Source organism: Lactobacillus sp. X-49 (genome assembly GCF_057063645.1).
In genome coordinates, this window is record NZ_JBXSQM010000002.1 from 1 (window position 1) to 20518 (window position 20518).

Here is a 20518-nt window from a genome sequence, read left to right on the forward strand (position 1 = left end):
GAGGAATGGTGCAATAACCTGCCGCGCAAAATCTTAGCCTACCACACTCCCGATGAATTATATGAGAAAAGATTAGATTGCATCTATCAAATCAAGTAGGGTGTTCAACTTAAAATTGCAATTTTCGTTTAAAATATATTTATGATTTATACTATCTAAAAACAATTGTATTTTGTCATAGTTATTGGAATATATGGAACTGAAAATTTAGTATTTATTAGAATGAGTAGTTTACTAAAATAAATTGAAAGGTAGCGAATTTTGTTATGCGTATTTTAGTTATTGGTGGTGCTGGATATATTGGTTCAGTTGCAGTAAAAAAATTAATTAAAAATGGATATGATGTAGTCGTACTTGACACTCTATATTCAAGTGCAATAGATCCTAAGGCAAAGTTTTATCAGGGAGATTTAAAAAACACATTTTTAGTAAGTAAAATTTTGCGTGCAGAAAAAATTGGTGCAGTAATGCATTTTGCAGCGTCATCATTAGTTTCTGAATCTGTAAAAAAACCGTTGAAGTATTATGATAATAATGTAACTGGTATGATTTCCTTGCTTCAGGCAATGGTTGATGCACAAGTTAAATATTTGATTTTTTCTTCTACTGCTGCGGTATATGGTATTCCCAAAGTGGAAAAAATTACTGAAGATACGCCGCTTGAACCTATTAATCCATACGGTGACAGTAAAATGATGATGGAGCGTATTATGTCTTGGGCTGATAAAGCTAATGGCATTAAGTCAATTGCTCTTCGGTACTTTAATGTGGCTGGGGCAGCAGATAATGGTTCTCTCGGAGAAGCGCATGAGCATGAAACACATTTAATCCCAGTACTCTTGAAAAGTGCACTTAAGGATGATGGTAAATTTACAATCTTTGGTGATGATTATAATACAAAAGATGGAACTAATGTTCGCGATTATGTTGAGATTAATGATTTGATTGAAGCCCATATTTTAGCGTTAACTAAATTAGTGAAAACTAACAAGTCTGATGTGTTTAATCTAGGGACATCTCAAGGATACTCGAATCTTGAAATAGTAAAGGCTGCAAGAAAAGTTACTGGCATTGATATTCCATATACTTTTGGTCCAAGACGTGGTGGTGATCCAGATATTTTGGTTGCAGATTCAACTAAAGCGCGCGAAATTTTAGGTTGGAAGCCAAAACATGAGAATATTGAAGATATTATTTCTTCTGCTTGGAAATGGCATAAAAACACAGCTAAAAATTAATTTATTTCCTGTAATGTAGACTAATTGTTAAACTTTAAATCAGAGTTAATTTCTGAATTTATCAAATAAATACTGACGTCAAGAACTAGATATTTACTTGACAAATTGTCTATTTTTTCTTTTACAATTAAAGTTGAGGTCACTAACAGTAGTGGAATCTTTGAATTCATGTGTCAAAAGAGCTCATAAATATTTTTTCTCTTAAGTTAGTTTAGGTCGAGAGTCTCTAAGTTTGAATTGAAAAAATGATAAATCTGGAATATAAGTTTCTAAAAATATGCTTGATTCAGGTTTTGAAAATAATTATTATAAGTATAAAGAAAAGAATTAAGGACACCTGTAAAGCGTCCTTTTTTGTGAAAAATAAATTTTGTAACTGATACCTAGCTTTATTTATCTTTGAACTAATTATTGTATAGATAATATTTTCAGAAAGTACGCTCTTTAGATTAGTTATTGTAACTAGCATGCGATTTTTCACGTGTTTGTATTTGCCTAATAAAAATTTTTGCTTAGTTAATACTTTAAAAATAGTTATTATCCCAAGCCAAAAGATTTTATGGTCATAGAACACAGTTTCTTAGTTGGTGACCATATAATGTAATGTTTATGAATAGGATTATTAAAAATAAAGATAGCCAGTCCCAATACATTTTAGACAACATAATAGGTAGTAACAGATTTAATCACGATTTAAAATTTCAAATGAATTAAAACATCACTTGGCTGTTCAATAAGAATATTTTAACCTTAACTTTGGAACATATGCCAAGAAGAGGATTCTTAATCATAATTTGAATCCCAAACTTGTTAATGTGTATGAAAGATCTGTCATAATAATAAAAATACGCATTCTAAAAAATTAATTATTTGCTAGCGATATATATATAGTATAAAAATATTTAATTTTATCTAAAGTATCTTTTTAGAGTATCAAGCCAAATATCGACATTATTTTTAGCCGTACTAATGCCAGTATTACATAGCATCAAGTAAAAAAAACATCTAATTTCTGTTAAATATTGACATTTAGTTGTCTGAGACAGATTCTTGCCTAAGTAAAATTTTTTAATGTAAAAAGGTAATTTAGATATTTCCTTTTCTGTTAATTTTGCATAATGTGGTTGATCCATAAAATTCCTTCCAACAAACAAATTCTTTATAATATCTATATATACAAGATCAAGAGGAGAGTCACATTTGGCCATATGAAGAAATTAAAAAATTTGCAGCAGTGAAGCGATTAAAATTAAAACAAAAGCCCAAAAAGATATAGAAATGTTGGGCTTCTTATATTCATTAATTTAAAAGAGAGAACATTAAGTTGACGCCTTAAATCCAAGGTGCAAAAACGTCACTATAATTTAGAATACAAACTCGATCCAGACATTATAATAAGCCACTCAGATTAGTTTCTGAGTGGCTTATTTTTGTATAAAGTATTGGGCCCATAAAATTTCCTCTAGAAAGCAAATTTTTTCATAATATCTATTGTACAAGATCAAGAAGAATTTTTTGATTTTACAATTATTCTATTTGCTATTTATTTTAATCATGCTACATATACTGAGAGAACGATTCTAAGGTCCTTTTTACTAACTTGCATTAATTTTTACCCGTATATGTTCTTAGAATTATAATTTGATTATACAAATAAATAACGCTTTCATTAATTTTGGAAATATTACAAAAAATATATAAAAAGGAACTAATTTAAAAATGAAGCAAGAAGTTAAACCTATTAAAGATTCTTGGGTTTTAAAATATGTTCAAAAAGATTTGTTAGATAGAGCAGGAACAGGTAGAAAAGACTATACTATTTTTTAAGTTGGGAAAGCTACTTTACTTAGAGTAAGTGGCGTTCTTAGTTTAAAAAAGAGTGATGTCTTTGATAATCATGGAAGAGTAAGGCGTAAAGCATATACTATTGATAAGAAGACCATGATAAGAAGACCAAGAAATACAATATTTTATATTTAAAATCAGTTCAAGAGGATTTAGAAGAATACTTTGATTGATTTGAAAGCTTTCAGACCAATGCTCGTAAAATTCCTCGTTACCAGCATTCATCATTTAATGGCAATATTGTAGTAGCCCTTGGCTTTTTCCAAGTGTATATCATGCAGAAAAGCACATTGATAGTCGACAATATTGGAAGATTATGAATAGGTTAGGGAAAAATCTTCATATTGATTTTCTTGGAACTCACACTATGCGAAAGACTGGCGCATATCGTGTCTATCAACAAGCAAACTTTCTTGATTAAGTAGATTTTGGCTAAAATTTTTGCTTTAAATATAGAATCGCGATTCTAAGAATAAGTCCGGTAAAATTATTATCAATGTAAGTTAATAAAAAGCTTCTTAGAATCGTCCCCTCAGCATTACATCATCTAATTGAAACTACTAGCAATCGTAATGAAGTAAGTATTGCTTTATTCAGTAGCTATGTTCTTAAGGATAAAACTAGAAACAAAATATATCTATCATTTACAATGTAATTTACTTCTGTTTATGCCAACTGTGAGGCTGCTATAAGAATAGAGCTTAAAGCTAATGAAAGAAGTTATTGAGTTGGCTTGGCAACTGTTGCTTTTTAAATAATCTCAAAAAATAACTTATGCACTAAAAAAGATCAATTCTAACGAAACTTAGAATTGATCTTTTAATTTTAATTTACATCATTTACATTAAAGGTATGTACAGGAGGTACAGCTGGCAGTTTTGCTTTTGGTGGAGTTAGAACTACTAAAAGGTTTCCATATTGTAGTTTATTTACAGTTTGAGGAACTACATAAACACCAATCTTATAGCCTTTAAAATCTGAAAATGTTTTTCCCCTTAGTGCTAACTTATACTTTAATTGCTCTTTTTCAAATTCAACAAGACCATCTGGAGAGCCAGTATATCTTTCATCAGATTCAAAGTAATTATCTTGATTACCTTTACCAACGATATCATCTAATACTATATCTCTATCGTGGTCAGCATCTCCTCCAAATACAAGACTTGCTAAATTAGCACCAAATTGTACTTGACTATCCTTAATTGTATCAGGGAACAAATCTGCTATTTGGTTATTCAAATTATTATCAATTGAATCGGCAGGAACAGCCAAACTCGTATTATTTGGATCATAATAGACATCTCCTAATTTAGGTAAGGTTGCACTTTTTGGAATCAAGAAAATCATAAATTGACCGCAGTTTTTATTATTGCTGGGATAAACATATGAACCAACTTTATAATCCGCAAAATCAGAGATTGTCTTGCCTTGCACAGCTAGTTGCTGGTTTATTTGCTCTTTCACAAATTGAAATAATCCATCAGCTGGACCTTTATATTTGCTAGTACCAGCTATACTAATTATATTAGCAGCATTTTCAGTACCTAAAATATCATTTTGAAGATTTAACAAAGGTTTACCTGTTATTAAATAGTCGTCTCCAGCTAGATCTGCTGCTAATTGTACCTGCTTGTCTGGTTCTGTTCCAGTAAATAAAGCAGAAACTTGATTATTCAAATGACTGTCAATATTTTTCTTTTCTACCCAATTTGGTGGTAACTGCGGATCATAGTACCTCTCAGCTGGATCGGCTAAAACTATCCCTTTATCTGTATCAGCTGGGTCAATATAGGCACCCTTTGTTAAAAAGCCACGCCAAATATAACCACTATGCTTTTTATTACCACTAACAACTTTATAATAGACAGCCTTAGTAGAGCCGTGGCGCATGGTTACTGAAGAAGTCGCATACCAAGTTGTATGTGGAAAATTAACTAAATCATGTAACTTATGTGTGTGATTCCAATTCCAAACGGCTACACTCGCTTGAGGGTCTTTGGCATGATACGGTCTAGCAGAGTATGAATAGTTTCGTACCCAATGATATTTTTTGGCATGAACCTGTGTAGTAGAAACACTAAAACCTAAAGCTAATGATGTGGCCGCTAAAAAGTCCCAATCATTTTTTTGTTTTTCATGATATATACCTCCTAATCATGATTATCTATCAAAAATGTTATACCACAATTTGCGGCAAATTAAGTGTAATAGTTATTAGTCTGAAGAAACATATAACTTGAATAGATTTTTACTGTTTGGCTATGGAGGATGCGCCGATATTTACGGCTAATCACTTTAGTTATTTTTGAACGTAATTATCTATCTTATCCTGCATACTTTAACTCTTAGAAAGGACAGCTTGAGCAGACTATTGCAGTTTTCATTACTTCATCTTTCCTAAGGCGAACATGAGTGAGTAAAGTAGTCTTGCATTTTTAATTTGAACTATATCTGTGAATTCTGAACCATTATTAAACGTGATCGACCTGGATACTTATCAATCGTTTCCGCCGATTACTTTTTTGGCTTGGTATCTGTTAAGCTTTCATAACCATTTATTTGTTTAAAACTACTCATTTTACTTATCTCCTTTATGTTAAAAAAATCTTAATAACCAAATAATTAAATTTGTTAAGCTGTGACTAAGAATAGACATTTTAATATCTTTAGTTACTAAATATATTAGTGAGAACCCCAATCCACTAACGAATAATTGTAATGCTGCCCATGAAATTACTTCCCCATGAGCTAAAGCAAAAATCAGACTAGTTAAAATTACTGCCAGCCAAGGGTTCATTTTTTTGAAAATTCCACCCTGTAATCCACCTTGAAAAAATAATGTTTCTAAAATAGGACCTGATATAACTAGAGTAAAAAATACAATTACCCCTAATCGAGTGTGCAACAATCTGATTAAATCATTGTCTGTGTTACCTATACTACCAATCTTTCCAATTATCAGTTGTATTAAAAATGAAATTGTTGTAATACCTAAAGAACTCAACAAATTTCTAACACGTAGTTTTACTGACAGGATTGGTGTTCCATTAATCTTTTTATAAAAAATATAGACAGCTACAAAACCAACTAGGCAACCAATTATAAGAATAAGCACATGGTGTAAAATATTTACGTTATTTCTTGTTTCATGTTCATTTAATCTTTCTGCAAGTGTTGGCACCTGCATAAGAAGAAAAGTAACTAAAAACCAAAAGAAGTAGGCAGCCGCTTTTAATAAAAATAAAATAATTTGTCCTAGTTGTTTCATAATGCTATAAAATCCTTTCCTATATCTCCAGAAGCTTAGAAATACTTAATATACATAACTCAACAAGATGGTCGAGAAAGATATTTATTGAATTTGGAAATAGCATGCCCCACTCCATAACCAAAATTATAATCTGCTTGAGCTTTCCAAGTATCGTTGCTCTTTCTTTATTAGTTAGAACTTTAAAATTCTTGGGTTTAACTTCCATGATCGATTACGTTTCTTTAAAAATTATTTATATGTTAACATAGTTTTCGAAAGCCAAGTAAATATTTATAGCTATGAAATTACACTAATAAATTTGAAAAGTAGAATCAGACATACGTTAAAAGGACGCATCCCAATTGAATATCGGAATACGACCTTAGCGAATATAAATTAATGTTAACGAACTCTATGAAGTAACTTCAATGTTCTAACTCTTTTTGTTTTTAAAATTTAGTTGCAAAAAAGAACACAAGTACCTTCAGGAACAGATATATTTTTTTGAATAGGGGTTAAGCAACCGCTATGACTGTCTCGAGTATAAAGTGTGGCATTATCAGTATTCTGATTAGCTACAACAACAAATTTTTGTTCATTATCCCAATTAAAGTCCCGCGGAAACTCGCCGAAGGTTGAAACTGTTTGGCGTAGCTCCAAGGTATGATCATTTTTAACTGCAAATACAGTAATTGAATCATGTCCGCGGTTAGATACATAAACAAATTTTCCATCATTGCTTATTCTAATAGCAGCTGCACCATTATGTGCAGTAAAATCTTCTGGAATGGTCGAATAGGTGGCAATATTGGTAAAGGTCCAGTTTTGTTCATTAAAATGTACAACATTGACCTTGCTTGAAAGTTCACCTACAACGTAGAAATAATTTCCGTCTTTATTGAACACGATATGCCGACTACCAAAACCAGCTTCGTTTTGATATTTTGCCAAATGATTTAAATGGTTATGTTCAAAACTATAAAAATCAACGCAATCATTACCTAAATCGCAACTAACTAGGTTGCCTTGCGGTGTTTGGTCAAAGAAATGTGGGTGCGGTCCGTCTGCTTGTTCTGGACAAGGACCGAGAGTATCAGCTGTGTGTTTAATTGAATCAAGCAATTTTATTTGACCATTAGCTTCGTAAGAAAATACTGCCAAAACTGCGGTATGATAGTTTGCTGTATAAAGCAATTTTTGCTTACGATTGATACCAATATAAGCTGGAGAAGAACCAGTTGTTAAGTATGAATCTTGAGCTAAATAATTGTTATTAGATAATTTGAAAGAGCTAATTCCGCCTTGGTTACCCGTGTTATTGATTGAAAAAATCAAATCATTATCTTGGACAAAGTATGTTGGTCCTCCGATTCGAATTATTTCTTGAGCCTCTCCAAGTTGTAAACTATTATCAGATTTAATTAATGGCAATTGATAGATTCCAGTAGCATTTTTTTTAGTATACCCACCAATTAGTAATTTCATTTTACGCCTCCATTTTGCTTTAATGAGAATAAGTTCAATCATCATTATAGCATGACACACAATTGTAAAGATTTATAGTAACCAATTTTCTTAAATAGTGTTAAAGTATGGTGTCAGAACTGCTAACAAAATAAGCAGCAAAATTTTAATAAGGGGTATACGTGAATGGATGAAAATAAAATTCGAGAGCTTTATGCTAAGAATGAAATTTCAGAAGTTTTTACTAATCTTCACTCGTCTACTACGGGGTTAAGCTCGTCAGAGGCAGCTGATAGACTAAAAAAGTTTGGTTCAAACGAGATTAAAAAATCTCAGGAAGAATCTGAATGGAAAACATTCTTTAAAAACTTTGTCAGTATGATGGCAATATTATTATGGATTTCTGGATTAGTAGCCATTTTCAGTGGAACACCGGAGTTAGGTATTGCTATTTGGATGGTCAACATTATTAATGGATTATTTAGTTTCTGGCAAGAACGAGCAGCTAAACGGGCAACAGATGCATTGAATAGTATGCTCCCTACTTATGTTCAAGTTATTCGTGATGATAAAAAGATGCAAATTGATTCTAAGGAATTGGTTCCTGGAGATGTTTTTGTTTTGCAAGCAGGTAATGCTATACCAGCAGATGCTCGGTTAATTACGGCTAATTCTATGCAGGTCGATCAAAGTGCATTAAATGGTGAATCTGTTCCTGAATCTAAGACAATTGATTATGCACCCGGTGAAGGTAGCTATGCCGAAACTAATTTAGTATATTCAGGAACAACGGTTGGGTCAGGTACTGCTCGTGCGATTGCATTTGCCACTGGGATGAATACTGAATTTGGTAAAATTGCACAGTTGACCCAAAAACAAACAAAGGTTGATAGCCCATTAACGAGAGAATTAAATCGGTTGACAAAACAATTATCAATAATTGCTGTATCAATTGGAATGATTTTCTTAATTGCAGCAATTTTCTTTGTGAAGTATCCTTTTGCGAAAGCTTTTATTTTTGCTTTGGGGATGATTGTGGCATTTATTCCTGAAGGCTTATTACCAACAGTCACATTAAGCCTTGCTCAAGGTGTTAAGCGGATGGCAAAAAAACATGCTTTAGTTAAAGAACTTAATTCAGTTGAAACTCTGGGAGAGACAACAGTTATTTGCTCTGATAAAACGGGAACATTGACTCAAAACCAAATGACGATTCATTATATCTGGACGCCGCAAAATGAATTTCAGGTTACAGGGAATGGTTATGAGAATAACGGTCAAATTGAACTTAATAAAAAGCAATTATGGTATGAAGAAAATCCCGATTTGCATAAGTTGATACAGATTGCAGCGCTCGATAATGATACTTCTATTCAGCCAAGCAATGTTAAAGGGGAAAAACCCAAAATTTTAGGAACACCAACCGAAGCTTCATTAATTATAATGGCACAAAAAGCTGGCTTTGATCGTCAAAAAGTGTTGGTCAAATATCCCCGTTTACGAGAACTACCGTTTGATTCAGATCGTAAACGGATGTCGACGATTCATCGCTGGAATGATCATCAGTATATTATTTTTACGAAAGGATCTTTTAGCGATGTTATCAAGCAGTGCGATCAAGTTCAAGTTAATGGACAAGTTCGATCAATGACTGCCGATGATAAAAAAAGAGCCGAAAAATATAATGCTGAATACGCCGCTAAAGGTTTACGTAGTATGGCGATGGCTTATCGGATTGTTGATAAAGATAATACAGATGTTACTAAGTTAACAATTGAAACTGCAGAAAATCATTTGGTGTTTGTTGGTCTGACGACTATGAGCGATCCACCTCGTCCAGAAATTTATAATGCCGTCAAACGTTGTCATGAAGCAAAAATTAAGATCATTATGGTTACCGGTGATTCAAAATTGACAGCAAAATCTGTCGCAGTGCAAATTGGATTAACCTCTGAGCATGCTCGTGTGATCTCTGGCGATGAATTACAAAAAATGAATGACAGTGAGTTACGTGAAGCATTAAGGGGCGAGGTGATTTTTGCTAGAGTTGCGCCTGAACAAAAATATAAAGTTGTTAAAACATTACAAGAGAATGGCGAAATCGTTGCTTCAACTGGCGATGGTGTCAATGATGCTCCGGCTTTGAAGCAGGCTGACATTGGTATTGCTATGGGGATGACAGGAACTGATGTTGCAAAGGATGCGGCTAATATTATTTTAACTGATGATAATTTTGCCTCAATTGTTGCTGCAATCGAAGAAGGACGAGCTGTATATAGTAATATTCGTAAATTTTTAACTTATATACTAACATCTAATGTTCCTGAAGCTTTTCCATCAATATTGTTTCTATTTTCGGGTGGTTTGATTCCACTACCAATGACAGTAATGCAAATTTTAACCGTTGATCTAGGAACGGACATGTTACCAGCATTGGGATTAGGGAGTGAAGCTGTCGATCCGGATGTAATGAAACAAGCACCGCGAAGTCGAGGTGAACACTTACTCAATAAACGGGTTATTGAAAAAGCATTCTTGTGGTATGGACTAATTTCAAGTGTAATTTCAATTGCAGCTTATTTCTTTGTTAACTATCAAAATGGATGGCCTCATATTCCACTGGCTTCAAGTGGTCAAGTTTATTTACGAGCCACAACAATGGTGTTAGGAGCAATTATTTTCACTCAAATTGCTAATGTTTTAAACTGCAGGACTAATAAGATTTCAATCTTTAAGAAAGGGGTATTTAGTAATCCAAGTATTTGGTTTGGTATAGGATTTGAAATTTTCTTATTCTTTATTTTAACTATGACCCCAGTATTACAGCAATTGTTTAATACTACTAGCCTTATGCCAATAGACTGGATTTTCCTATTCTGTCTTCCAATTCCGTTAGTTCTGCTAGATGAACTAAAGAAATTGCTTTTGTATCATCATAAGTAAAGAACTGTTAATAAAACCGCTTATTATTTAGTTAAGCGGTTTTTGTTATGTTAAAATTAAATGTTAAGGAGTATATAAGACAATGAAATGGATTGCAACAATTAATAAAATAGGTAGACAAGCAATTGAGCCGGAAAATGAAATGGTTCTTTTGTTTGGTGATAATGTATCGCCTGATTTAGTTGAAGTATCAGTAATTCAGAAGTTTGATCAACAAATTCCACTTGACAATTTTGTTTTTAACACTGGTGATACAATCACGATTGGTGGTAAAACTTATGTGGCCAATTATGTCGGAGCAATGGTTGAAAATAACATTAAGACATTGGGACATGTTACGTTTTTTTTCACTGCTTTAAATTCCAAGAAACCATTGGCAAACGCAATTTATTTAACTTCAGGTGCGTCTCAGAGACTACCGGTTTTTAAAGTTGATGATCATATTGTTTATGAACATATTTGATTAGGATGGGGTTAATGGACAATTTAAGAAAACATAAAAAAGAATCTGTTTTTCAAAAATGGTTTTTGAATAACCGATTTAGTATAGCACTGTTAAATATTTTATTATTCTTTTTGGTAATTTGGTTGTTTAACAAGGTGTCTTTCGTATTGAATCCGGCAAGATTGTTTGTAAGTGCGATATTACCTCCGCTACTTCTTGCACTTATTCAATTTTATATTATGAATCCGTTAGTGGATTTACTTGAACGTAAATTTAAGATCCCTCGAGTTGTCACTATTATTGGCTTGTTTATGTTAGTTGCATTATTATTGGTCTGGACAGTTAACACCTTATTGCCAATTGTTCAAGGACAGATTAACTCCTTAATCAAGCACTGGCCGTATATTTGGAATGATGCGACTAATGCAATACAGAACACTTTAAATGCACCACAGCTTCATAGTGTTAGAAATAATATTAATGATGCTATTACTAGAGCACAGAATACAATTTTTAAATCAGGACAAACTACGATAAATACTACATTAAACAATATTTCTTCTGCAATTAGTATTGTGACGATTATTTTTATGACAGTCTTAACCGCGCCGTTTATTTTGTTTTTTATGCTTAAAGATGCACATAACTTGCGGCCATATCTGACACAATTTGCTCCCAGTCGTTGGCAAAAAGGTTTTGGTCAATTGTTATATGAAATTAACACTGCTTTGGCAGCATATATTCGAGGCCAGATTACCGTTGCTTTTTGGGTTGGAATCATGTTTGGTATTGGTTATAGTATAGTTGGGTTACAATACGGAATTGCACTTGCAGTTTTGAGTGCAGTTTTGAATTTGATTCCATATTTTGGTACCTTCATAGCTTTTATTCCGGCAATTGCAATAGCGATTATGATGTCGGTGCCGATGGTAATTAAAGTTTTGATTGTATTTATCATCGAGCAGACTATCGAATCTCGAATAATTAGCCCACTTGTTATGGGGAACAAAATGGAGATGCATCCCGTAACAACGATTCTGCTTTTAATCGGTTCAAGTTCAGTTTGGGGGCTATGGGGAGTAGTTTTTGGGATTCCGATCTATGCTGTTTTAAAAATTATTACATTGCGGGTATATAACTATTATCGGAAAGTTTCTCAAGTTTTTCGTGAAGATGAAGATAGTTCGCTAGTGACAAAAGATTCTAAGAAAATAAAAAAGTAGTGGAATGTATAGGTATAATCGTTATTATGACTTTTTAAATTGAGGAGATAAAAGATTGACAAATCACGTTGTTTTATTTGAGCCACTAATGCCAGCTAATACTGGTAATATTGCCCGAACTTGTGCTGGATCTAACACAGTGCTTGATCTGATTGAACCACTTGGCTTTCAGATTGATAATAAGAAAATGAAACGGGCTGGATTAGATTATTGGGATAAAGTAGAAGTTCATTTACATGACGATTTGGCAGCTTTCCTTAGTACTTTAGGTTCGCAAGATGAAATGTATTTGATTTCTAAATTTTCGTCAAAAAATTATGCGGAAGTTTCCTATACTAATCCCAATAAAAACTATTATTTTATTTTTGGCAAAGAAACAACTGGCTTACCGGAAACGTTTATGCGAAAATATTATGATCGCAATTTGCGGATCCCAATGTCTGATAATATTCGCTGTTATAATTTAGCTAATTCAGTAGCAATTGTTTTGCTTGAGGCATTGCGCCAACAAGGGTTTCCACTAATGGAAAAAAAGCATCATTATGAAAATGACAAATTAAAAGATAATTATAATCGACCGCAGCGTTATCAGAGAAATTTAGGAGGAGAATAAAATGGATTTTAAAAAAGAGACACCAATTTTAGTTAAGAATTTTCATTATGACATTAATGAAGAACCAAAAACTAAGGACAAGGTAAACTTTGGTTTGAAAAAAGTTGAAAAGCAGAATGAAGATGGAACTACTGATAAGGGTGAGGACGGCAACTACTTTGAGATAACTGTGGTTTTTGATGTTGCCCCCGCACCTGGACAATTTTCTGTCAGTGGAATGATTAGTCAAATTGTTCAGATTAAGGATTATTTTGGTGACGGTAATGACTTGGATAATACTGACTATAAGTTACTTAGCCGGCCACTAGTTGAATATATTGAAACTTTAACTTATGAAGTTACGCAAATTACACTGGAAAAACCGGTTAATTTGAACTTCGAAGCTAACTTTTAATTTTTGATTAGGTGGAAGGTATGCCTAAGAAAAAAAACAAAACGCCTAGAAAAAGTAAGAAGGTGCAAAATACAGGAATCACTTGGGCAATTATCGGTCTTATACAACTTGCTATTGTCTTTTTGGCTTTTGCTAAATTTGGTATATTAGGTAAACAAGTCGCAAATGTTTTTCGGCTGTTTTTTGGTGATTCATATTTATTAGCAGCTGGATTATGTGCAATTTTTGGCTTAGTGATGTTGATCTATAATAAACCGATGCACTTTAACTTTAAAAGAAGTATTGGTTTAATGATTGCGATTTTGGGCTTTCTTTTGATTCAAAGTAGCTTATATTTTGAGCGTGAATTGGTTAATAATGCCTTTATGAATGCTTTTTGGTATGAGATGAGTGCTGAATTTAGTCGAGCAGCGATTACAAAGCCGATTGGTGGAGGAGTGATTGGTGCTCTGTGTTACCAGATGTTTTATCCATTACTTGGACATACTGGTTTACGAGTAATTGCGATCTTGTTTATTCCGACTGGTATTTTAATGTTCTTTGACGTTAAATTTGCCGATGTGATTCAAAAGTTTCAGTTGTTTTGTCAACTTTTTATTACAAAGAATCATGAGGCTGGTACTAAGCTCAAAAAAAAGTATGGCATTATGCGAGAAAAACAATCACAAAAAAAAGAACGACAGCAAGCGCGTGATTTGTCTGATCCGTTAGATTCAGAATCATCGCTTTTTCCTAATGTTGATGATTTTAAGGTTGAAAATAAAGCAAACCATTCCCAAGAGAAAAAGAACGATTCATCAGAATCGCTTCAGGAAAATTCCAGTTCCATTGAGTCTACTTCAGAGCAAGAACCACAGATTCAATTTTCTGACCAAAATCAAGATGAGTCAATCAAAAATGAGCAACTAGAAAATGAAGAATTACCTAAATCACATTCGTTTGCTGAAGAAGACAAAAAAATACGTCAGGAACTTGAGAATGTAGATCATGATGAACTTAAACAGAACAAAGCGACTAACACGCAATATAAAAAACCACCGTTAAGCTTGCTTGATGCTGTTAAAAGTGCCGATCAAAGTACAGATAAAAATTTGATCATTAAAAATACGCAGACTTTGCAGGCAACATTTAAAAGTTTTGGTGTAAATGTGATTATTAAAAAAGCTATCTTAGGGCCAACGATTACTCGGTATGAAGTTCAACCAGCAGTTGGTGTTAAGGTAAGCCGAATAGTTAACTTAGCTGATGATTTAGCTCTTGCCCTTGCTGCTAAAGATATTAGAATTGAAGCACCAATACCTGGTAAACCTTTTATTGGTATTGAAGTGCCTAATCGTACGACTTCAGTCGTGGCCTTTAAAGATGTGATGCAAAATCAGGATTCAAAGGCTCATAACGATCCAATGGAAGTTCCCCTTGGAAAGGACGTTAGTGGAAAAACAATTTCAGCTAATTTGGCTAAAATGCCTCATTTGTTAATTGCAGGTTCAACAGGTTCAGGCAAATCAGTTGCAATTAATACAATTTTGACTAGTATTTTAATGAAGGCAAATCCCGATCAGGTTAAGTTGATTTTGATTGATCCTAAAATGGTGGAATTATCTGTTTACAATGGTGTGCCCCACTTATTAATTCCGGTTGTAACAGATTCAAAGTTGGCTGCTAACGCATTAAGCAAGGCAGTGAAAGAAATGGAACGAAGATATAAACTGTTTGCTGCAAGTGGGGCACGGAACATGACTGAATTTAATGAAAAGGTACGGATCAACAATCAGGATAAAACTAAGCCAGTAATGCGTGTTTTACCGTATATTTTGGTTGTTGTTGATGAATTAAGTGATTTGATGATGGTCGGTGGCCATGATGTCGAAGGTGCGATCGTTCGATTAGGGCAGATGGCTCGTGCTGCTGGAATACACATGATTTTAGCAACACAACGCCCTAGCGTTGACGTTATCACGGGATTAATTAAAGCTAATGTGCCTTCAAGAATTTCATTTGCGGTTTCTAGTGGTGTCGATTCAAGGACTATTTTGGATCAAACAGGTGCTGAAAAATTACTTGGACGTGGTGATTTGTTATATATGCCGGTCGGGGCTTCTAAACCAGAAAGAATCCAAGGTGCATATGTTTCTTCCCATGAAGTTGAGAAAGTTATTTCATGGGTAAAAGAACAACAAAAACCAGACTATGATGAAGGGATGATTCCGCAAAAAAATGATGAGTCAGCAAATTCTACTGATGACGAACCAGAAGATGAATTTTATAATCAAGCCGTTGATCTAGTTAGAAGACAACAAAGTGCAAGTGTGTCCATGTTACAGAGACGCTTTCGAATTGGCTACAATCGAGCAGCACGAATAGTCGATGAAATGGAAAATAGGGGAGTTATTGGACCATCAGAAGGTTCAAAGCCGCGTCAAGTTTTATTACCGCCAAAAAAGGATGAGACAAATAACTAATTTTTAAGAAAGTTTATCATGTCGAAATTTAGCACAATTTCATTTGGAAATAATGTTAGAATTAGTTAAATGTGGGCTTAGATGAAATGGTAGTAATGTTTAAGTGATTACTATATAAGTTATATTTACATTTATGGTTCATAAATAATAAAAAGGAATGTTGTAATTGCAACGAGCAATTGTATTTGGAGCTACTGGTGGGATTGGTCAGGCAATTTGTGTCGAGTTGGCACAGGCTGGTTGGTCTCTTTATATTCATTGCAATCAAAATTGGCGAATAGCCTGTGAAATAAGTCAACGTTTAAGTCATAAATATCCGCGACAAGATTTTATTCCAGTTAAGCTTGACTTTTCAGTTGAAAATAGTGACTTAACAGCATTTGTCAATACTTTATTACCAGTTAATGCAGCTGTTTTTGGGCAAGGGATTACAGATTATAACTTTGTCAGTAGTCAAGATTTGAACATAATTGATAGGATCATGCATATTAATTTAACCACTCCAATTAAGCTAACGGGGTTGCTTGAACCACTACTAATTAAAAATGATTTTAGTCGAATAGTTTATTTGGGTTCGGTTTATGGTGGTGATGGCAGTGCAATGGAAGCCGTATACAGTGCCTCTAAGTCTGGAATTTCACGTTTTGCGCAAAGTTACGCACGTGAAGTTGCTTCAGCAAATTTGACTGTAAATGTGCTTGCTCCGGGTGCTGTTGATACTAGTATGAACGCAATGCTTGCTCCTGAAGCTTTGGAAGAAGTAAAAGGAGAAATACCTGTGGGACGAATAGCTGAGGGCGGAGATATCTCCTTTTGGGTTAAAAATTTACTGGATGTTCGTTCAAGCTATTTAACTGGTCAAACAATATATGTTAGTGGTGGATGGCTCATATAATGGTAAAAATAATTAGTAGTATATGTTATACTCAAGATATAAGTTAAAAGAAGTTAAAGAGGTAACTATGGCAGATATCGGAGACAAATTACGTAGTGCCAGAGAGGCGAAAAAACTTTCAATTGAAGATATTGAAAAAGCAACTAAAATTCAAAGTAGATATCTGACAGCAATTGAGCAAAATGATTTTGAAAAACTTCCTGGCGACTTTTATGTGCGGGCTTTCATCAGACAATATGCTCAAGTTGTTGGATTGGATGGTAAGAAGCTTCTTGGTGAGTATCATCAAGAAGTTCCTAAAGCTGAACCAGATGAATACGTTGAAGACTCTATTGATAATAAGAGTGAAGAAGTTCAAAAAACGACTAACAGCAAGAAAAAAATATGGCAAACATACTTGCCACGAATTATTGTTGGTTTAGGAGTTATTGCAATTGTATTGATATGCTACGTGGTTTATGCACATTTTTCATCAGCAGGTAATCAAAATAACGATGCTACAAGTGATGTGTCGGTTTCTACAGGTACTAATAAACGCGCTAAACCCAAAAGGGTTATCCAAAATCCGGTAAAAATTAAGGAGCTTGCTGTTAACCAATACCAAGTTACCGGTTTGAAAAATAGACGTAATTTAGTAGTTAGAGCTGGTGATCAGGCTACAACGGTCACTATTATGATGAATGGTATTAATCAGAGTAGCCAAACTCTAGTAGCTGGTCAAAAACATACGTTGCGGATTCCGGAGACTGTAAAAACTTTATCTGTATCGTTTAGCAATGCTCAAGGAACTTCGGTCTCTATTGGAGGGAAAAGGGTACCATATGAGGCTCAGAGTACAACACAAACTCTGACTTTCTATATTGGTAAGAGAAATAGCCTACAATCGAATCAATCCAGAGAAACAAATACTAATCAAAACAATAATACTGCAAATAGTAATTCCAATTCGATGCATACTGGCAATCAGCAGTCTCACTCTGAGCAGCAATCCAATGCTGCTAATAGTAATGAAACTACTAATAGTCAGCAAAACAATCAAACAAATCAGCAAAGCAATCATAATAACCAAACAAATCATACTGAAAACAATGGCCAAAATGGTGGCTCTAACAATGATGGTAATCAATAATTATCATCCAGGAGGAAAAGTTAAGAATGAATTTACCAAACAAATTAACGGTTTTTAGAATTTTATTAATTCCAGTCTTTATGTTAATCGTCATTTTTGGAGGAGACGCTAGCATTAAAGTTGCCGGAACAACGGTTTACTGGAGATTAGTAATTGCAGCTATCATTTTTGCTGTTGCTTCTGCAACTGATTGGTTTGATGGTCATATTGCAAGATCACGTAACTTGGTTACAAATTTTGGTAAATTTGCTGATCCATTAGCTGATAAAATGTTGACGATGACAGCATTCATTATGTTGGTTTCATTGAAATTAGCTCCAGCATGGATTGTTGCAATTATTGTTTGTCGTGAATTAGCAGTTACGGGGCTACGCTTGATTCTTGCTCAGAATAAAGGTCAAGTAATGGCGGCCGAGATGCCGGGTAAAATTAAAACTACTTGTCAAATGTTGGCAATTATTTTTCTCCTGATTGGCGATTTTTATCGTATTGGGACAATTTTATTGTATCTGGCCTTAATTTTTACTATTTATTCCGGATGGGATTATTTCCACAATTCATGGAGTGTATTTGAAGGTTCAATGTAGTAGTAGCATTTTAAAATACTATAATAATTAAATATAGAATAAAAAAGCGTTGAATATTTTCAACGCTTTTTAACTTTTAAGAATGAAAACATAAAATACTTTAAATTAACAGCATGTAATTCTTTAAAAATTCTCAACTACTGTGTAATAATAGTAAATTTTTGATTAAGTTTTGTTATATTGTTACGATTGAATTATAGGTTTATGAAAAGGGGGATTTTTATGGTCAAGCAATTACCACTGGTTGAGTTTAAAAATGTAACCAAGTTTTACCCTAAAAGTAAAACAGCAGCGGTCGAAGATATTAATTTTAATATAAAAAAAGGTGAATTTTGTTGTATAATCGGCACTTCAGGCTCGGGTAAAACTACCTTGATGAGAATGATTAATCGGATGACTAATATTACTAAAGGTGAGGTTTTGGTCAATGGCAAAAATGTTAAAGCTTTTAATCCGGTTGAATTGCGGCGGCATATTGGATATGTAATTCAAAATAATGGCTTGCTGCCTCATATGACAATTCGTGAAAATTTAATTTTAGTTCCAAAACTATTGAAATGGCCTAAAGAAAAATTGCTAAGCAAGGCAAAAGAATTAATTAAAATGGCGGAGTTGCCAGATAGCTATTTAGATCGTTATCCGACTGAATTGTCTGGTGGTCAACAGCAGAGAGTTGGTGTCATGCGTGCCTTAGCTGCGAATCAAAATCTGATCTTAATGGATGAACCTTTTGGAGCACTTGATCCGATTACACGAGAAAGTTTGCAAAAATTGGTTCAAAACTTACAAAAAAGTTTAGGAAAAACAGTTGTCTTTGTTACTCATGATATGGATGAAGCATTAAAACTTGCAACTAAGATTGTGGTTTTGCATAATGGAAAAGTTGTTCAAATTGGATCTCCTGATGATATTTTACACAATCCAGTTGATTCATATGTTGAAGCGTTAATTGGTAAAGAACGTCTTGCAGATGCAAAATATGAAACAGTCAAAGTTAAGAATGTTATGTTAACGAATCCCGCTAAAATTAATTTGGGTGCTTCCTTAAACGAAGCTCTTATTATGATGAAAAAGAAACATGTTGATACCTTACTTGTGGTTGATAATTATGATCATTTTAAAGGCTATGTTTCTATTGAAATTCTTCAACGTAATTATCCACAGGTTAATAGTGTAAGCGATATTTTACAAAAACAAGTTTATACTGTAGGACCAGAAGAATATTTACGCGATAATTTCAACCGAATATTGAGCCGAAAGGAGCAATATATTCCTGTAATTGATGCAAATAAAAAATTAGTTGGAATTGTTACTAGATCCAGTTTGGTAAATGTCGTTTATGCTAAAATTTGGGGCAGTACAACCTTAGATAGTTCTGATTCAGTAAAAGAGGCGAATTAAAATGACTTCTTTTTTTGCACAACATGGTTCGGAATTAATTGTTAAAACTTGGCAGCAAATTTATATTTCCGCTAGTGCTTTGATATTAGGAATTATTGTTGCAGTACCGCTTAGTGTAGTTTTATTAAAATTTCCACGTACCGCTAAAGTAGTTATTTCGATTGCAAGTGTTTTGCAGACAATTCCAGCTTTGGCACTTCTCGCAATGATGATTCCCTTTTTAGGAGTTGGACCTATACCTGCAATTGTTGCATTATTTTTGTATAGTTTGATGCCAATTTTGCGCAATACTTATGTTGGGTTAACCGGTGTAAATCAAAATACGATTGATTCTGCACGCGGACTGGGTATGACTAGAATTCAAATTATTACCCAAGTTGATATTCCATTAGCAATGCCAGTTATCATGGCTGGTATTAGATTATCTGCTATATATGTAATCGCTTGGGCAACTTTAGCATCATATATTGGTGCTGGGGGCTTAGGAGACTTTATTTTTAATGGTCTAAGTTTATTTCAGCCAAATTTAATTCTTGGCGGAACTATACCTGTAATTATTTTGGCTTTGTTAACTGATTATTTGATTGGCAAGCTTGAACAATTACTTACCCCTAAAGGTATATAGGTGA

Annotated in this window: 16 protein-coding genes; 12 read left to right on the forward strand and 4 right to left on the reverse strand. The window is 33.6% G+C overall.

Translation table 11 applies throughout. The features are described from left to right. Positions 1-266 precede the first annotated feature (266 nt). Positions 267-1238 (forward strand): UDP-glucose 4-epimerase GalE, encoded by a 972-nt coding sequence (gene galE, locus ACYIAQ_RS01330; RefSeq protein ID WP_483562283.1) that lies wholly within the window; start codon positions 267-269, stop codon positions 1236-1238. A gap of 908 nt (positions 1239-2146) precedes the next feature. On the opposite strand, the gene ACYIAQ_RS01335 is transcribed toward galE, so the two are convergent. The 4 genes from ACYIAQ_RS01335 to ACYIAQ_RS01350 form a co-directional block, all read right to left on the reverse strand. After that, the gene (locus ACYIAQ_RS01335) at positions 2147-2371 is read right to left on the reverse strand and encodes a hypothetical protein (protein WP_483562284.1); all 225 of its coding nucleotides are present in this window, start codon (positions 2369-2371) and stop codon (positions 2147-2149) included. A 1537-nt stretch (positions 2372-3908) separates the two neighbouring features. Further along, positions 3909-4973, reverse strand: a complete 1065-nt coding sequence (locus ACYIAQ_RS01340) for a hypothetical protein (RefSeq protein ID WP_483562285.1) — start codon at positions 4971-4973, stop codon at positions 3909-3911. Positions 4974-5679: 706 nt separating this feature from the next. Continuing rightward, complete coding sequence (locus tag ACYIAQ_RS01345; protein ID WP_483562286.1) at positions 5680-6351, reverse strand: lysostaphin resistance A-like protein; 672 nt, start codon at positions 6349-6351, stop codon at positions 5680-5682. Between the two features lie 438 nt (positions 6352-6789). Then, entirely contained in the window at positions 6790-7818 is a 1029-nt protein-coding gene (locus ACYIAQ_RS01350) for a lactonase family protein (RefSeq protein ID WP_483562287.1), read from the reverse strand. A 165-nt stretch (positions 7819-7983) separates the two neighbouring features. Between ACYIAQ_RS01350 and ACYIAQ_RS01355 the strand changes: the two genes are divergently transcribed. The 11 genes from ACYIAQ_RS01355 (at position 7984) to ACYIAQ_RS01405 (ending at position 20514) form a co-directional block, all read left to right on the forward strand. Continuing rightward, positions 7984-10740 carry a cation-translocating P-type ATPase gene (locus ACYIAQ_RS01355; protein WP_483562288.1) on the forward strand — a complete coding sequence of 919 codons (2757 nt, stop codon included), beginning with the start codon at positions 7984-7986 and terminating at the stop codon, positions 10738-10740. 82 nt (positions 10741-10822) lie between these two features. Continuing rightward, complete coding sequence (locus ACYIAQ_RS01360) at positions 10823-11203, forward strand: PTS glucitol/sorbitol transporter subunit IIA (RefSeq protein ID WP_483562289.1); 381 nt, start codon at positions 10823-10825, stop codon at positions 11201-11203. A gap of 14 nt (positions 11204-11217) precedes the next feature. Next, positions 11218-12408: an AI-2E family transporter gene (locus tag ACYIAQ_RS01365; protein ID WP_483562290.1), complete on the forward strand. Its 1191-nt coding sequence runs from the start codon at positions 11218-11220 to the stop codon at positions 12406-12408. A 55-nt stretch (positions 12409-12463) separates the two neighbouring features. Beyond that, on the forward strand, positions 12464-13021 hold the full coding sequence (locus ACYIAQ_RS01370) for a tRNA (cytidine(34)-2'-O)-methyltransferase (RefSeq protein WP_483562291.1): 558 nt from the start codon (positions 12464-12466) through the stop codon (positions 13019-13021). Position 13022: 1 nt separating this feature from the next. Continuing rightward, positions 13023-13415 (forward strand): DUF1149 family protein, encoded by a 393-nt coding sequence (locus ACYIAQ_RS01375; protein WP_122017958.1) that lies wholly within the window; start codon positions 13023-13025, stop codon positions 13413-13415. Between the two features lie 20 nt (positions 13416-13435). Continuing rightward, entirely contained in the window at positions 13436-15877 is a 2442-nt protein-coding gene (locus ACYIAQ_RS01380) for a DNA translocase FtsK (protein ID WP_483562292.1), read from the forward strand. A 166-nt stretch (positions 15878-16043) separates the two neighbouring features. Further along, positions 16044-16772 (forward strand): SDR family NAD(P)-dependent oxidoreductase, encoded by a 729-nt coding sequence (locus ACYIAQ_RS01385; protein WP_483562293.1) that lies wholly within the window; start codon positions 16044-16046, stop codon positions 16770-16772. A gap of 67 nt (positions 16773-16839) precedes the next feature. Continuing rightward, positions 16840-17901, forward strand: a complete 1062-nt coding sequence (locus tag ACYIAQ_RS01390; protein ID WP_483562294.1) for a helix-turn-helix domain-containing protein — start codon at positions 16840-16842, stop codon at positions 17899-17901. Positions 17902-17927: 26 nt separating this feature from the next. Further along, on the forward strand, positions 17928-18488 hold the full coding sequence (gene pgsA, locus ACYIAQ_RS01395) for a CDP-diacylglycerol--glycerol-3-phosphate 3-phosphatidyltransferase (RefSeq protein WP_122017962.1): 561 nt from the start codon (positions 17928-17930) through the stop codon (positions 18486-18488). A gap of 222 nt (positions 18489-18710) precedes the next feature. Further along, on the forward strand, positions 18711-19889 hold the full coding sequence (locus ACYIAQ_RS01400) for an ABC transporter ATP-binding protein (RefSeq protein ID WP_483562295.1): 1179 nt from the start codon (positions 18711-18713) through the stop codon (positions 19887-19889). A 1-nt stretch (position 19890) separates the two neighbouring features. Beyond that, the gene (locus tag ACYIAQ_RS01405) at positions 19891-20514 is read left to right on the forward strand and encodes an ABC transporter permease (RefSeq protein ID WP_483562296.1); all 624 of its coding nucleotides are present in this window, start codon (positions 19891-19893) and stop codon (positions 20512-20514) included. Positions 20515-20518: the final 4 nt, after the last annotated feature.